20 protein-coding genes are annotated in these 13959 nt (G+C 37.5%); 6 read left to right on the top strand and 14 right to left on the bottom strand.

All coding sequences use genetic code 11. The annotated features are described in order from the left end of the window. Window positions 1-121: 121 nt before the first annotated feature. The 3 genes from F0342_RS09880 to F0342_RS09870 all read right to left on the bottom strand — a co-directional run bounded on the left by F0342_RS09880 (window position 122) and on the right by F0342_RS09870 (window position 2323). A complete protein-coding gene (locus tag F0342_RS09880) occupies window positions 122-301 on the bottom strand; it encodes a hypothetical protein (RefSeq protein ID WP_044337098.1) in 180 nt (59 codons plus the stop codon). A 195-nt stretch (window positions 302-496) separates the two neighbouring features. Next, the gene (locus F0342_RS09875; RefSeq protein ID WP_149155780.1) at window positions 497-805 is read right to left on the bottom strand and encodes a hypothetical protein; all 309 of its coding nucleotides are present in this window, start codon (window positions 803-805) and stop codon (window positions 497-499) included. A gap of 339 nt (window positions 806-1144) precedes the next feature. Then, on the bottom strand, window positions 1145-2323 hold the full coding sequence (locus F0342_RS09870; protein WP_149155779.1) for a TraB/GumN family protein: 1179 nt from the start codon (window positions 2321-2323) through the stop codon (window positions 1145-1147). 683 nt (window positions 2324-3006) lie between these two features. On the opposite strand from F0342_RS09870, the gene F0342_RS24805 reads away from it, so the two are divergent. Beyond that, window positions 3007-3144: a hypothetical protein gene (locus F0342_RS24805; RefSeq protein ID WP_188048477.1), complete on the top strand. Its 138-nt coding sequence runs from the start codon at window positions 3007-3009 to the stop codon at window positions 3142-3144. Window positions 3145-3179: 35 nt separating this feature from the next. Here F0342_RS24805 and F0342_RS09865 read toward each other — a convergent pair whose 3' ends face one another. Continuing rightward, on the bottom strand, window positions 3180-3869 hold the full coding sequence (locus tag F0342_RS09865; protein ID WP_149155778.1) for a hypothetical protein: 690 nt from the start codon (window positions 3867-3869) through the stop codon (window positions 3180-3182). A gap of 180 nt (window positions 3870-4049) precedes the next feature. Continuing rightward, the gene (locus F0342_RS09860) at window positions 4050-5123 is read right to left on the bottom strand and encodes an NAD(P)H-dependent flavin oxidoreductase (RefSeq protein ID WP_149155777.1); all 1074 of its coding nucleotides are present in this window, start codon (window positions 5121-5123) and stop codon (window positions 4050-4052) included. 135 nt (window positions 5124-5258) lie between these two features. Here F0342_RS09860 and F0342_RS25340 point away from each other — a divergent pair, with 135 nt between their 5' ends. Further along, a complete protein-coding gene (locus F0342_RS25340) occupies window positions 5259-5387 on the top strand; it encodes a hypothetical protein (RefSeq protein WP_262481691.1) in 129 nt (42 codons plus the stop codon). 14 nt (window positions 5388-5401) lie between these two features. Here the strand turns inward: F0342_RS25340 and F0342_RS09855 are convergent, their stop codons facing one another. The 3 genes from F0342_RS09855 to F0342_RS09845 form a co-directional block, all read right to left on the bottom strand. After that, the gene (locus F0342_RS09855; RefSeq protein ID WP_149155776.1) at window positions 5402-6082 is read right to left on the bottom strand and encodes a serine/threonine protein kinase; all 681 of its coding nucleotides are present in this window, start codon (window positions 6080-6082) and stop codon (window positions 5402-5404) included. Between the two features lie 274 nt (window positions 6083-6356). Then, the gene (locus F0342_RS24800) at window positions 6357-6554 is read right to left on the bottom strand and encodes a helix-turn-helix transcriptional regulator (RefSeq protein WP_262481706.1); all 198 of its coding nucleotides are present in this window, start codon (window positions 6552-6554) and stop codon (window positions 6357-6359) included. A 340-nt stretch (window positions 6555-6894) separates the two neighbouring features. Continuing rightward, the gene (locus F0342_RS09845) at window positions 6895-7572 is read right to left on the bottom strand and encodes an HAD family hydrolase (RefSeq protein ID WP_149156074.1); all 678 of its coding nucleotides are present in this window, start codon (window positions 7570-7572) and stop codon (window positions 6895-6897) included. 110 nt (window positions 7573-7682) lie between these two features. Here F0342_RS09845 and F0342_RS09840 point away from each other — a divergent pair, with 110 nt between their 5' ends. Together F0342_RS09840 and F0342_RS09835 are read left to right on the top strand one after the other, a co-directional pair. Then, window positions 7683-7865 carry a DUF1272 domain-containing protein gene (locus F0342_RS09840; RefSeq protein ID WP_149155774.1) on the top strand — a complete coding sequence of 61 codons (183 nt, stop codon included), beginning with the start codon at window positions 7683-7685 and terminating at the stop codon, window positions 7863-7865. Window positions 7866-7877: 12 nt separating this feature from the next. Then, on the top strand, window positions 7878-8405 hold the full coding sequence (locus F0342_RS09835) for a cysteine hydrolase family protein (RefSeq protein ID WP_149155773.1): 528 nt from the start codon (window positions 7878-7880) through the stop codon (window positions 8403-8405). 38 nt (window positions 8406-8443) lie between these two features. On the opposite strand, the gene F0342_RS09830 is transcribed toward F0342_RS09835, so the two are convergent. Together F0342_RS09830 and F0342_RS09825 are read right to left on the bottom strand one after the other, a co-directional pair. Beyond that, window positions 8444-8899: an NUDIX domain-containing protein gene (locus tag F0342_RS09830; protein ID WP_149155772.1), complete on the bottom strand. Its 456-nt coding sequence runs from the start codon at window positions 8897-8899 to the stop codon at window positions 8444-8446. Window positions 8900-8986: 87 nt separating this feature from the next. Then, window positions 8987-9352 (bottom strand): VOC family protein, encoded by a 366-nt coding sequence (locus F0342_RS09825; RefSeq protein ID WP_149155771.1) that lies wholly within the window; start codon window positions 9350-9352, stop codon window positions 8987-8989. 177 nt (window positions 9353-9529) lie between these two features. Here F0342_RS09825 and F0342_RS09820 point away from each other — a divergent pair, with 177 nt between their 5' ends. After that, complete coding sequence (locus tag F0342_RS09820) at window positions 9530-10582, top strand: serine hydrolase domain-containing protein (protein WP_188048475.1); 1053 nt, start codon at window positions 9530-9532, stop codon at window positions 10580-10582. A gap of 92 nt (window positions 10583-10674) precedes the next feature. Here the strand turns inward: F0342_RS09820 and F0342_RS24795 are convergent, their stop codons facing one another. Then, entirely contained in the window at window positions 10675-10830 is a 156-nt protein-coding gene (locus tag F0342_RS24795) for a hypothetical protein (RefSeq protein WP_188048474.1), read from the bottom strand. Between the two features lie 486 nt (window positions 10831-11316). After that, window positions 11317-11616 carry a hypothetical protein gene (locus F0342_RS09815; RefSeq protein WP_149155769.1) on the bottom strand — a complete coding sequence of 100 codons (300 nt, stop codon included), beginning with the start codon at window positions 11614-11616 and terminating at the stop codon, window positions 11317-11319. A 322-nt stretch (window positions 11617-11938) separates the two neighbouring features. Here F0342_RS09815 and F0342_RS09810 point away from each other — a divergent pair, with 322 nt between their 5' ends. Beyond that, window positions 11939-12424, top strand: coding sequence for a sigma-70 family RNA polymerase sigma factor (locus F0342_RS09810; protein ID WP_149155768.1), 486 nt, complete (start codon window positions 11939-11941; stop codon window positions 12422-12424). Between the two features lie 75 nt (window positions 12425-12499). Here the strand turns inward: F0342_RS09810 and F0342_RS09805 are convergent, their stop codons facing one another. Then, window positions 12500-12952, bottom strand: a complete 453-nt coding sequence (locus F0342_RS09805) for a GNAT family N-acetyltransferase (protein ID WP_149155767.1) — start codon at window positions 12950-12952, stop codon at window positions 12500-12502. Window positions 12953-13208: 256 nt separating this feature from the next. Further along, window positions 13209-13952 carry an ABC transporter permease gene (locus F0342_RS09800; RefSeq protein ID WP_149155766.1) on the bottom strand — a complete coding sequence of 248 codons (744 nt, stop codon included), beginning with the start codon at window positions 13950-13952 and terminating at the stop codon, window positions 13209-13211. Window positions 13953-13959: the final 7 nt, after the last annotated feature.

Below are 13959 nucleotides of genomic sequence, written 5' to 3'. Positions count from 1 at the left end.
AATTTACTATTTCGCTAATAAACCGAAAATCCCTATATTCAAATCCTCCATCTTTCCCCCTTTTCAAAGGAAAAGACCTGGAGAAATCACCTCTCCAGGTCCTACACTCGGTTAATGTATGTTAGCTTATTTTATTCAAAAGTTTTTCTGAGTGCTGAGAGCCCATCTCTGCCACTAAATCGAGTAATTCTGCTTTCGTTGTCTCATCTAGGCCTTTATAAATAAGGAAAGCTTGTGTTGCATCAGAAGTAATCAACTTTCGGTATAACTTGGATATCCTTTTACTCCTGTGGGTGTCCATTAGATCCTCCTCTATAAATCCTTTCTGTTATTATAATAAATATAGGCTTGTTTTTTCAATATATTCTTAAAAAATTATTTATGTTACAAAAATGACTCAACTACATTACAGACATCCTAATGGTCAACCTTGGAGGAGAAAATAATTTTCTTAACCTTTCTATCACTCTATCCTACATATGAGATTAAAACCAAATTACAATTGATTTTCCCTAGTCATTTTCCTTATTAAAGAGATAAAGGTAACAAAACATAAAATGATATACATGAAGCCAATAATTATTCCAAATGTTATAGAATAACTCATGACTCTATAGAGTGTCAGCACACCCATGACAATTAAGAGAATAAGGAATAATAATCCTTTCTTCTTATTTTGAAGCAGAATTGATGAAAAAATGGCTAATGCTAGTGTAGTGGAGATTAAATGTCCCATTACTAAAATGACTCCCCACAAAACATCGTTGTTAATAGATATCAAGTTTGATAGTGATTCTTGATTCATCATATGGCCTCCTGAACTTAGCTATTCCTAATTATATGTATTATTTAGTCTCCTTCCTTTTCTGTCTTCAATATGAAAAACAAGAAAAGCCACACCACTAAATCCAATAATCCCAAATACATAAGCGATTATTCCCTGAACAGAATGTGTGAAAAGTGTGAATCCCATAACAAAACTAGACCCAACAAGTAGGATGAGTAATCAGTGTGCATCTCTGCTAATATTGTGTTTCATATTAAAGATCCCTCCAAAATATCATTATTCTATCCATTTTAACATAATATTCCAACATCATTTTATAAAAAATAAGCTACCCCCAAAAGGATAGCTTATTTCACTTTACTTTAAATTTTCAAGAAACAGCCGCACAACATCTGCCCCACCAATTACAGTACCAAGTGTACTTCCTAAGTTAGCAAGCACGACAATGAGGAGGATTCGCGTTACTTTGTTTCTCCAGAATCCTTTTACACTAAGGACGTCTTCAGATAGTGAGTCAAAGTCACCGACATTTGGTCTGCGGAAATATGCTTGTACGAATCCGGCAAACCATCCTGCTGCCAGAAGTGGATTTAACGACGTGAATGGTGCTGCTACGAATGCTGTCAATATCGCTAATGGATGTCCCAATCCGATGGCTACGCCAAGTGCAGAGAATCCTCCGTTCCATAGTATCCAACTAATTCCCTGTTGTATCCCGGCATCAGGATTGGAAATGAAGGTGTAGGCAATCACGGCAAGGATCATGACGGGAATGGCCCAGCCTATAATCTTTGGCCATTTTGATTTAGCAGGACGTTCGTTCAGTTTGTCCAAATTATGTTCTTTATAAATTTCTTTAGTGATACCAGGAACATGAGCTGCACCTAACACCGCAACAATTTTCTCTCCCGGTGCATCTTTGATTTTCTGGGCAAGGTATTGATCTCGTTCATCGATTAATGGTGTTTTCAATTTAGGAAAAACTTGGGTGAATTCATTTAACATCGAATCCAGCATATCTTGAGATTTGATTTTTTCGAGTTCTTCTTCTGTAATGGTATCGGTACTAAAGATGCTGTATATGATTTGGGTCATGAGTTTTGCTTTGCCACTGAATCCAACACTGTTCCAAATACGGGAGAACGTGATTTGTATATTCCGATCAGCCAATACGAGTTCAGCGCCATTTTCTTTCGCTGATTCAATTCCCTGAATCATTTCCTGACCCGGCTTGATTCCAAATTGTTTGGCCATCCGTCGCTGGAATGATCCAATGGCTAGATTCATAAGAAGTAAAGTAGCTTTTTTGTCTTTAATTACTTGAAAGATGTCTGTATCTTTCCATTTATCTCCCTCGACGATTGATTGATACCTTGGTTCATCCAGTTCGACACAAACCGTGTCCGGCTGTTCTGCTTCGATCACTTCTTTTACCTGCACCGCACTCTGACGCGATACGTGAGCAGTTCCGATGAGAATGTATTCCTTCCCATCCATATGTATTCTGGTAATATTCTTTTCGTTTTCTGTCGACATAGTGTCCCTTCCTTTAACTCCGTTGACTTCCAATTGGTTTAAATTGAATCTACCTTATAATGATAAACTAGTTTTGGCAAAATTTAAATAAATTCTATACAGAATCGTGAAAGTTATTGATTGTTGAGGGTATTCTTATAAGTTTTGTATGGCTTAAGGTAAGTAATTTGGTGTGTTGATTGCTATTCGTCCAATTTAACGGCGCTATTTCAATTTTATCGGCGAAATTTCAAATATAACAGCGAAATCCTTGTTTTATCGGCGAAATTCAAGATATAACGGCGAATTCATTATAAAGGACATCATGCGTTTCTATAATGAAAAAATCCCATCTAATAGATAGATGAGATCCAAAATTCAATATTAACATCAACGTCTCTTCTGACACACAGCCTCACTCACCACATCATACATCTTTTCAACTCCTTCAGAAAAAGCCTCAAATTGATATGCATTCCCGACATCGATGCCGATATTCAAGGCTTCTTCAGCAGCATCGATATTCGCACCTAGAAAAATGAACTCCCAATTGTATAGCTCCTGTTGATGGCATCCACAAAAAAGCAGGAATTGACCGAAAGCATTTTTCGAAAATCAGATCGATTCCTAATTATAAGCCGAGTAAACGTACAGTAGTAGCCCTGTGCTTTTCTCTGGAACTGTCGGAGGAAGAAACCGGTGATATGTTGTGTGCTGCCGGTTTCTCCCTTTCAGACAGCGAACGATTCGATCTCGTGATTCAGTTTTGTTTAGAGAAGAAAATCTATGATATCGATGACGTGAACCAGGCACTGGATTCCCTTAAGTTAAAATCACTATAAAAAAGTAGAGTGCTAGAAACGGCACTCTACTTCTACTAATATTTCTTTTCAATTTTCTCTTGTAACGTTTCGATTTTTTCTGGAAGAACGAATAAATATTCAATGAGGCCTTCTAGTAATTCCATAAGTAATCCCGCTGTTTCATCGTCAATTTCCCTTTCCAATTCAAGCATTTCATAGAAGGGGGAGTTTGGATGCACAAGGTGGCTCAGGGCCTGGATAGGCTTTGTAAGGTCGACATTCTTGGGTAATTGGTCGAATTGTTCCGATAAGGATTGCCCATTTACTTTATCCCCATTAAAATTCTTCAGAACACTCTCGAGCACGCGCTTAGACATAACGGCTGTAGCAGAGTTATCCTTCGTCTGGCTGACATTTAATGCGGATCGAAATGATCGGACGAGGTCCTGTGGAATCCGTTTATTCCCTTGAATCTGATCCAACGGTCCGTTCGTTGCCAGTGGATCATAAATATAAAGGCCAGCTTCCTCACGTCGATTGACCGAATCATCATTAAGCATGATAACAAATATAGCGGGTTTCTTACACTCTGAACAATTTGCCTCTGCAAACAGTCCTGTTTTGTTCACTTGATAAAAATTGGCCTTCAAAACAAATTCACTTGTCTTTGAGCAGTTTGGACATTGACTTTTGACCTTCTTAGGAACTTTTTGATAACCATACTGAATATGAGACAGTACAGATCCAGGTAATATTTCTCTCATTTGTACCTCCTAAAAACGCAACATAACGAATAGATTTTAACTATTTAGAAAATTTACGATAAATAAAAAAACGCTTTCCTTATATCAAAATTATACCTTTGCTAGAAATGATTACAAGGTTTAATATTTGGAAAATAGGATTTGTGAGATTGGGACTATGAATTGTATGGAGTGACTTAGTTATTCATTCAACCTCCCCAGAGTTTCATCCACTTCAGTTACGATGGATACAAGCAGTTCTTTAGTATATATATCCCTGCTGAGTCTCGGGCTTTGTCCAGACCACATAGACATGAATTCTGGAACTCCCTGAATACCCGCTTCTTTTCTCAGTTTTTTCGTTAACGCATTTTGTATGGGATACGGAGGTAATAGGCTCTCGAATTCCTGCATTTCCCTAGTAAATCTGTTTTCGATTCCTCGAGCAGGTTTCCCGCTAAAGGCAGCTGTGATGACCGTATGCGTTTCTGATGATTCTAGAACAGCCCTTTTATGAAAAGCCCCAGCCCCACTCTCTTTACATGTAAGAAAAGCAGTTCCCATTTGGACTCCTTTTGCCCCTAAAGCAAGCGCTGCAATAACGCCTCTTCCATCCATAATACCTCCTGCAGCAATCACAGGAATGCAAACCGCATCCACCACTTGTGGCACTAGAGAAAAGGTTCCGATTATTGAGTGTTTAAAAGATCCTAGAAACGTGCCCCGATGCCCACCTGCTTCACTTCCTTGGGCGACAACGATGTCTACTCCGCACTCTTCATTGAAAACTGCCTCTTCAACAGTCGTCGCGGTGCCGATCACGATGGTTCCTTCCTTTTTTAACTCTTTCACAAGCTCTTTAGATGGGGCGCCGAACGTGAAGCTGCAAACGGGTATCTTTTCATTGAAGATGACTTCTAGCTGATTTTCAAAATTGTTTTGCAGCTCTGAAAACGAGCCGTTGTCGGTTAGGTGTAATTCTTTTTTAAAAGGCTCCAATAATCTTTTGGCGTGGGTTATTTGTTCATCATTTACTATTGGAGTTTCAGGTATGAAAAGGTTCACCCCAAAAGGCTGATTCGTTTGACCTTTTATTTCTTTGATTGCTAGTTTCATATCATCAGCGGACATATATCCTGCTCCCAAGTTTCCCAGTCCTCCCGAATTTGAGACTGACGATACCAGATTTGTAGTAGTGATTCCACCAGCCATTCCTGCTTGGATGATGGGATAGTGAGTACCCAGAATTCTAGAAACGTTGTTTTGATTCCACATGTTTTCTCCTCCATTTTCTTGAATTACTTAAAATTGAAGATTAAATAAATTATGTCAAATTTATCTGTCAAATACAATTGATTGCTCACTTTCTTACTTTTATAGAAAGAGACTTCAAATAATGTATGATTTAGAATGAAGGTATCAGCATGTGAACCCATAAAAGAATTACTTTTTAGCTGTATTGAGAAGTACATACTTGCAAGTGGTATTGATACCTGGAAGTACCTTTTCTTAGAAAAAAAGCGTTCAGAGTTTTTATAGCTCTGAACGCTTTTTTAGTCTTTTTTAAACGAAGTAAACTTTAATACAATTTTCATAAATTCCTCATAAGAAGTGAAATGCTTGTTCCATGAATTATACCATTTTCTAATTGTTTCAAGTAACCAATATGGAACTGCTTTTCCATCTATGAGGTTATAATGATCCTCATATGCTTTCTTTAAATGCTCCCATCTAAAATCATTTCCTGGGAGGACGTACTCTGACACATCTATAATTTTGGCTCTTCCATTTTGAAGCAATATATTCTTTAAATGAATATCACGGGGGTTCAACCCTTGATCACGCACATATTGTCTGGCATCCTCCACATCTTGAACTGCTTGTTCCGGGATATGAATTCCTTGGAGCAGACAATCGAATAATGTTGGTCCCTCTTCGTAACTTAGAACGAGAAACTTATCATAAGTTTCATAGCAGGTTGAGAAAAAAGATGAGTTCCCAATGGTTTTGTACACTTTTTCTTCTATTTTAATTTTTGATCCCTTATCCTCCGCGTACAATTTGAACGCAAACTCTGGAGCATAAATGGATTGAAAGACCGCTGCATCCGTCCCTACACCAATGCATCTTAGACTATCATCTCCACCATGGATCCTGACAGGTTCATTATTGAGATTGGAAAACACGGTAACTTGAGATAGAGATGGTAGTGCTGCTTCCCATTTATTATTCATAAGTTCTCCCTTCTTTGGATTGAACTCTATAAAAGGTATGATTGGAATTCATACCTTATTCAGAATAATATAGCACCTACCAAACCCTGATATCAATTTTGCACCTTCGTAATCTGCTAGAAATTTTAGACAGCTGTGTGGAATAGCAGAAACTCTTAATCATGATGATCATGTCTTCCTTTAAAACTTTTTTAAAAAGAAGGCAAAAATCACGCCTCCAATAAGTTAACCTACTTTTACAACTCCTTCTTTGTTATTAATACATCAATTTACGTCATTTCTCTAAAAGCTCCGTTAATAAAGTAATATTTACTCCAAGTGCTTCGAATATTGATCGGCAGGTGATGTCACTTACTTTTCCCCTTCCCCCTTCAAGCCTCTTAATCGTTTGAGCACTCACGTTTGCTTTATGAGCTAATTCCTCTTGTGTTAGTTGAGACTTCACACGGAGAATGTGAACGATCTCTCCCATATGTAGTTTGTCAGTATGAGTGTCATCTCTTACAAAACAATTATTTATGGAGTTACATAATTTCTTCATGTCCTTCATAGGTTGATTCCTCCAACATTTGGTAAAATTATATTTACTAAATATAAAGAAATTTCTACACATTTTCAAGAGAAACCGCATAATTTTCTTATTTACAATATACAGTTAAATCGGAAGTTCTTCCTGGTTTGATTGGTTGAAAGTTAGGTGCGACTTTTGAACGAGATGAAGTATATATACATTTTAAAAAAACTGATAGGAAAATACTTAGTTGCCATCGACCACCAATTCGGGTCGATTGGTTTGTTGATGGTCATTTATTTCACTTTCCATTGCTATTAAGATGATCAATATATTTCGGCAATTCCATCAGATCATCAATCACCCAATCTGCTTGTTCCGCATGACTCAAGTGAGGGTCTTTCTTCCATATACCTTTCAGCCCCACTTTTTGAGCACCATATACATCATACTCAGGGTGATCCCCGATAAAGATGCATTCATGAGGTTCTAAATTCAACCTTACTAATGCTCTCTTAAAGATTTCTGGGTCAGGCTTTTTCAAGCCTTCCCATTCTGAAACTAGAATTTCATCAAAGTATGCTTTTATTTCAAGAGCCAGGATGTTGTCCATTTGAAACTGGCCGAAGCCATTTGTGATCATTCCAAGTTTGATATTTTTATCACTTAATTCATCCAACATTTTATGTAAATGTGGAAAAGGTACACAGCTGTGCTTGAATTCACTGATGTAATCCTCCAGCAGTTCTTCCCAGGTTATTTCAGGAATGGTGAATTCCTCGATAAGCTGCTTGTACACTTCATCTTTCCAGACGTAGCCGCGATGGTCTAATTCAATGAATCTAGTTATGTACGATTCTTTTGGGATATGTCTTAACCATTTATCCAGTCTTTCATATTGGCTAGTGATGAATTCATTTACAGAGGCGTCTCTGTTCAGCAAGGTTCCGTCCAGATCGAATATGGCCGCTTGGATCATGACGTGGTGTCCTCCATTTCTAATATTAGGTGAAGATTCATTCCATATATTCACTATATTAACGCATTTTAGAATATAATGGAAAGAGCTTAATAGAAAGGGAGTTACATATGGGATTAGAAATGAAGACGGATTGTCAGGCGTGCCGGAGGACTTTAACGTATGACGCGTATATCTGTGTGCATGAATGTACCTTTTGTGAGGATTGTACAGCTAAAAATGACTCTATCTGCCCGAACTGTAGTGGAGAGTTAGTCAAAAGACCGAAACCACCTACGGGAATTGAGCATTAAGGAGGGAATCGCTTGAAGAAAGCACTGCTGATCATTGATGTGCAAAATGGAATGTTCTCGATTGAACCACCGATTCATCGAGGAGAAACACTTTTAAAAAATGTTAAAAGAGTGATTGGATATGCAAAGAAACAAGATATACCAGTCATTTATATTCAACATGTCGGTCCGAAAAACAGTCCATTAGAGAAGGAATCAGAGAGCTGGAACATTCATGAAGCTATTTCTCCTGAATGCGGGGATATCATTGTACATAAGAATACACCTGATAGCTTCTATCAAACAAATCTTCATCAGCAATTAACTAACTTACATATTGAGCACTTGATCCTCTCAGGTATTCAAACCGAAGCCTGTGTAGATACAACTTGCAGAAGGGGATTTAGTTTAGGTTATAAGGTGACATTATTAACAGATGCACACTCTACTTTTAATAAAAGTAATATTTCTGCAGATCAAATTATCTCACATCATAATGAAGTGCTTCGCTGGTTTGCGGATACGATAACGACTGGGGAATGGATCAAGGATAATCTCTAAATGGAAACAAGCTCAGAGTGTACCCTGAGCTTGTTACATTAGTTGATGTCTCCAAGATATACTACAGGAGCCAGGTCTTTATTTAGATAATGAATGATTTTCTTAGGATATAATCTACAATTCGTTAACTCATTCAAATCCATCCATTCGACCCCTACCTGATGACTATCTGGATTGGTAGGAGCAGGATCTTTGTCCATTTCATTGAACATTGAACACCTAAAATAAAACTCCATCTGATGTACGTCATAATCAAAGGAAGCATGTTCATGGTTTCGCCCGATATACTCTCGTATGTGTATGAGTTCTCCTACTTCCACTTCCCTTCCGATTTCCTCGATACATTCTCTTTTTAAAGCTTCATGAAGTGTCTCACCTTGTTCCTGGCCACCACCTGGAAACAGATAAAAGTATCCATTCCCGTCTTTATTCTTAGTGAGCAGGATTTTATCATCTCTTATAATGAGGGCTTTAGCTGAATTTCGGATGGGCATGGATAATCTCTCCTTCTAATTGCTTTCATTTCTCATATGTATACTAACGGGAGACTTAAAAAAAGTCTCCCAACTATTAAATGATGACTATTTACAAACCATCAACACATTCCCGTCAGGATCTTTAAAAACAAAGTATTGATCATTTTGAATATCAGTTACTAATTCGACACCATTTTCTTGCATAAATTGATAGGAATCATAGATATCATCAGTGGCAAATTGAATTGCCGGAAAGTTCAGCCTGGGTAGTTTTCCATTTTCGTCTTTCCACATGGGCATTGTGTCAAGAATCATACCTGCACCATCCATGTCGGCTACGAATAGATGATCGAAATGGTCTTCTCCTTTTTCGATCCCGAGAATTTTAGAGTACCATTCTTTAGACTTTTCAATGTTACTTACAGGAATAAAAACCAGGTTCACTTTGTTTTTGATCGGACTTTTGATCATATAGCTTCCTCCATTTTTTATAGACTACTAGAATACCTTTCAATATAAGGCATCACATATCCTGCCAGAATCTTCTATTTCTCCCTTAGTAGGATGAGATCTCGGTTTCCAGACTGAGTACTTTAAGATGAACCATTGATACACTTTGATTAATTCCAACTCGAAAGGATGATTTTTTTGATAGATCGACTATTGGTTGAGGATACCGTCCGATCATTTCGTGAGAGATATCAACTTCCTGGCATCTCATTATGCCTGACAGATTCATCTGGAGAGGACTATCCAATGGCAGCCGGGGTTCGTCATATCGCATCAGATGCAAAGTTAGACCCGTATGATCATCTACGGGTCGGGAGCATTACGAAGATCTTCATCAGCACACTTATTTTAAAAATGAAGGATGAAGGCATTGTGTCACTTGAACAAACCGTGGATTCCTTCTTACCCGGTATCTTGAAAGACGGGACTCATATAACCGTCCGTCAATTGCTTCAACATAGAAGTGGATTGAAGGACTATATATGGATGGATGTTGCAGGAACAAAATGTATCCAGCACGCAGTATCCAGCCTTCATGATGAATTCCCGCCACAGAGCCTTATCAGACTTATTGCCACCAATGACCTTGAATTTGAACCGGGTACTGAATTTAACTACTCGAATTCAGGCTATATTCTGCTTGGAATGATAGCGGAAAAACTCTCCGGAAAATCGATCGAATACTTATTCGATCAATGGATCATCCAACCACTTCAATTGAAAAGGACATACTTTCCAAGTACGAATGATCTGAGAAAACCTTTTGCGACAGGATACTCTAGAGCGACTCCTGACCTGACAGACCTTTCAGATGAAATATCAGAAATTACGAATCTCAACGTATCGATTATATGGACTGCAGGTGCTCTTGTTTCCAATCCTATCGAAGTTCAAACGTTTGTGAAAGCCCTTCTTACAGGCAAGCTATTATCTGAGGAATCGATGAATGACATGATGCAATTCCTCGAAGCTGATGATCCGAAGCACTCCTATGGCTTGGGGCTCCATCAATATACCTTTGATGATGGAAGACAAGCCATTGGTCATCAGGGAGGGATACATGGGTACGAATCAGTGACACTTTATTATCCTGACTGTGAAATGTTTTTGACCGTTATCGTGAATCAAATGCCAGTAAGGGTTGTGGCGATTGCAGATCAGTTGTTTCGAGAAATTACTAAAGGGATTTGAATTAAAGCTTTGCCAATTATAATGAAGAAAAAACGCTCAGTCGGAGCGTTTTTTCTTACTCAATCAAATGACTAACTAGTGTTATCGTCTTTTTACAGTTTTCTTCCCAAAAAATATGAACTGCTTCCCATTATTAAACCACCAGCGATACTAAACAAGGTTCCAATAACAATCCACTGGATGGATAAGAAAATACCCAGCATAAATATAAATAATCCGCCTATAAAAAGAACGTATGATTTTGTCATAAATTCTCCTCTGCTTATATTGAAAGTTGCTCAAGAATCACCATGAAGATTAACATGGTGATGGCAGATGCAATAGTAGAAATCGTTAATACATATTCCTTTTTTTTATTCATTTCCTCTTTGGAAATATGAAATAATTTTCGTAATTTTTTTTCAATCATAGCGTTGAATACCATTAAGATTAATGCAAAAGCTGAGGTTAGATACCAATGAAGAATGATTATTCCCTCCTATAAATCTCTTTCTATTTTAACATAAATCACCTAATAAGCTAGTTAATCCAATGCTTGTACCCCTTAAAAAACATTTCATTATCCATTCACCTTCTATTCGATCAATTCCTTAATAAACAACTTTTAGTATACATAATAATATTATGAATAACTCAAAATTTAGAAAGCTAACTTTGGACTTCTTTAATCTAAGGTAGTATGGGATTGTTTTATATTAAAAAATTCTACATAAAATGGCTAAGTCATCAATGACTTAGCCATTCTTTTCCTTTATTTGTTCCCTAATACTTTCTAGTTCTTCAAGACTCAACTTGCTCAAAGACTTTTTGATTTCATCCTCAACCTGCTTTTTGTTTTTTTCCCTGTACTGATCCCACCATTGTCTAAGATCTTTTGTATTTGTCAGGAGATATTCAAGGTCAATCTCTTCTATTTCATCATCGGATAAATAGTTCAGAACAGCTGCTAACATTCGTTCAAGCATCTCGTTTTTCTCTCTTTCCTGTACCAGTTCACCTTTTTGTTCAGTTGAGGTTTCATCTTTCCTTGGCATGTTAGTCCCTCCTTTGCATCACTTCGTACTCCTAGTATTGCCTTAAGATCTAATATGGTAAACGAATCTACCTTAATATGTCCTTAAAGTAATAAATCTTGAATAATGAGACAATGTTGATTCGCATTTCCATATTTAACGATGATAATTCAGGTAAACAATGCGTTTTTAATGAGAAAAAGAGGAATACACCTCCATTATTTACTCTGTGTTTACTTCAGGTTTACGTACGCTTACTCCTTTTGTTCCCCTCCCTTTTTCTTTGTATGGTTAAGCTACCCGGGAATACAAAGAGAGGCGCGCCAATCAGAAGGAATCTGAGTTGGAGAAATTTGAAGAGCTTTATAAGCAATATGATTTAATGATTCATAAAGTGATTCATTCTTTGCACATATACAAAAATAAGCATGAATATTATCAGACTGGTCTCATTGCACTCTGGGAAGCACATGAAAATTTTGATCCAGAAAAAGGGGCTTTCCCAGCATATGCTTATTCATTTGTACGCGGCAGAATACTATCTCAATTAACAAGTGAAAACCGGAATGAAGAGAAAAGTATTTTCAAAGAAGCGGAATTTTTTGAAATCGTAGAGGATGAAAAAGTGAATGATGGGTTAGCACAAGAATTACTGTACAGTTACTGTGAGGGCTTAACTGAAAATCAGAGAAAATGGGTGCTTTATACATGTATGCACATGCTGACGGTAAGTGAGATTGCAGAGGTAGAGAATGTTTCGATTTCTGCAGTGAAGAAGTGGCGTAAAGGAGCAAAAGAAAGGATTCGGGGAATGTTGGACATAATATGATAGTTGATTAGTTTTCAAGCCCAGGATACTCAAAGGCCAATTATCTAAACTTGGCCTTTCCTGTATTATTTCTTATCACTTCAAAGTTTTCACAACAGCCATTTCCCTGCCGAATCTATCTCCCTGGTCAACAAATCCCAGACTGGAAAATAAATGGTGTGCCCCTTTATTTTCAGGATGATACCCCACTACAATCTTATCGACATTAAGGGTTTCAATCATCCCTTCTATCATCAAGGCAGTTGCAGTTTTTCCAATACCCTTACCCTGATAACTTTTATCCACCATGATTCGGTATACCCAGAAAGCATCGAGTTCTTCAGGCACAGTATTGTACATTAAAAAGCCCACCACTTTGTCCTCATAATAGATGGCAAAGGGATTTAGTGAAGGTTCAAATTTTGATTGAGCTATCGATATTGCATTTGACTCGATGTATGCCTTTTGATCATCGGAAATTTCCAGCTGACAGCAATCGTACCAATTAGCTTTATTTACTTCTACTATTTTCACACTGTTTAAATTCATTTATTTTCCCCTTTCGATATTACAGAACCCAGCCTGTTAATTGTCCTCAACACCTTGTCGATACTTGAAATTATTCATTCTCTATTAATCACATTGAACGATTCCAAGAAACCAGATAAATATAGAATGCAATTTTCAGACTATTGAATTATACCACTATTTTCTATGAGAACCTCATATTTACCATTTAGACTAGTGTCATTTGTAAAATAAAAAAGCTCCCCCAATCGGAAGCACTAGAAAAACTGTTATCACGTCAATTCTTTGATAAACGAAGGAATCGTGGATAAGCAGCGAATGCAATGAAGCCACCCGCTAATCCAGCGATAAGCAAAATGCCGATATTAAATAAAACATCCTTTATTGTGCCATTTGCAAGGATAACTTCTTTGTAACCTTCGATAGCCCAGTATTGAGGCAATGCCTTGCTGATTGTTTGCATGAAGTTCGGCATTAGTTCTACTGGAAGCCATAAACCCCCAAGCATAGCACCACCAAGGGCTATGATCTGAGTCATCGCAATCCCCATGTTTTCCGTTTTAACCAATACGGCGAGTGCCATACCCCATCCGGTTACAATAAATGCTAATGACAAAGATAACATGATCAATGCGAATGGATCTCCTAATGGCAGATCATAAACAACCACACCGAAACCAAATAATACTGCCACTTGGATCAGCACAATTAACAAAAATGGGATCCATTTTCCTATAAAATAGTCTCTGATCGGTAATGGGGTACTTGCGATACGGGACACCATGCCCTTATCTCTGTCCTTAACAAATGCAATCACCATGGAGATCATGATATAAAAGGCAAACATAATCGTGTAGCCGGGAATGATTTGTGTAACTACTTCCTTATAACTTGTATTATCATCCCCTGAAAAAATGAAGACAAAAGCGATAATAAATACGATTGGTAAGATAAACGTCCAAAACCATAACCCTTTATCCTGAATATTTTTCTTTAATTCCGTCCGTGCAATAGCCCACATGCTCATC

The organism is Bacillus sp. CH30_1T (assembly GCF_008364765.1).
Classification (GTDB): domain Bacteria; phylum Bacillota; class Bacilli; order Bacillales; family Bacillaceae_B; genus Rossellomorea.
This window is presented reverse-complemented; position numbering and strand designations above follow the sequence as displayed.

Excerpts from the sequence above, each read along its gene's own strand:
- F0342_RS09880 (WP_044337098.1), bottom strand. The coding sequence starts at position 301 with ATGGACACCCACAGGAGTAAAAGGATATCCAAGTTATACCGAAAGTTG.
- F0342_RS09875 (WP_149155780.1), bottom strand. The coding sequence starts at position 805 with ATGAATCAAGAATCACTATCAAACTTGATATCTATTAACAACGATGTT.
- F0342_RS09870 (WP_149155779.1), bottom strand. The coding sequence starts at position 2,323 with ATGTCGACAGAAAACGAAAAGAATATTACCAGAATACATATGGATGGG.
- F0342_RS24805 (WP_188048477.1), top strand. The coding sequence starts at position 3,007 with ATGTTGTGTGCTGCCGGTTTCTCCCTTTCAGACAGCGAACGATTCGAT.
- F0342_RS09865 (WP_149155778.1), bottom strand. The coding sequence starts at position 3,869 with ATGAGAGAAATATTACCTGGATCTGTACTGTCTCATATTCAGTATGGT.
- F0342_RS09860 (WP_149155777.1), bottom strand. The coding sequence starts at position 5,123 with ATGTGGAATCAAAACAACGTTTCTAGAATTCTGGGTACTCACTATCCC.
- F0342_RS25340 (WP_262481691.1), top strand. The coding sequence starts at position 5,259 with ATGAAGGTATCAGCATGTGAACCCATAAAAGAATTACTTTTTAGCTGT.
- F0342_RS09855 (WP_149155776.1), bottom strand. The coding sequence starts at position 6,082 with ATGAATAATAAATGGGAAGCAGCACTACCATCTCTATCTCAAGTTACC.
- F0342_RS24800 (WP_262481706.1), bottom strand. The coding sequence starts at position 6,554 with ATGGGAGAGATCGTTCACATTCTCCGTGTGAAGTCTCAACTAACACAA.
- F0342_RS09845 (WP_149156074.1), bottom strand. The coding sequence starts at position 7,572 with ATGATCCAAGCGGCCATATTCGATCTGGACGGAACCTTGCTGAACAGA.
- F0342_RS09840 (WP_149155774.1), top strand. The coding sequence starts at position 7,683 with ATGGGATTAGAAATGAAGACGGATTGTCAGGCGTGCCGGAGGACTTTA.
- F0342_RS09830 (WP_149155772.1), bottom strand. The coding sequence starts at position 8,899 with ATGCCCATCCGAAATTCAGCTAAAGCCCTCATTATAAGAGATGATAAA.
- F0342_RS09825 (WP_149155771.1), bottom strand. The coding sequence starts at position 9,352 with ATGATCAAAAGTCCGATCAAAAACAAAGTGAACCTGGTTTTTATTCCT.
- F0342_RS24795 (WP_188048474.1), bottom strand. The coding sequence starts at position 10,830 with ATGACAAAATCATACGTTCTTTTTATAGGCGGATTATTTATATTTATG.
- F0342_RS09815 (WP_149155769.1), bottom strand. The coding sequence starts at position 11,616 with ATGCCAAGGAAAGATGAAACCTCAACTGAACAAAAAGGTGAACTGGTA.
- F0342_RS09805 (WP_149155767.1), bottom strand. The coding sequence starts at position 12,952 with ATGAATTTAAACAGTGTGAAAATAGTAGAAGTAAATAAAGCTAATTGG.
- F0342_RS09800 (WP_149155766.1), bottom strand. The coding sequence starts at position 13,952 with ATGTGGGCTATTGCACGGACGGAATTAAAGAAAAATATTCAGGATAAA.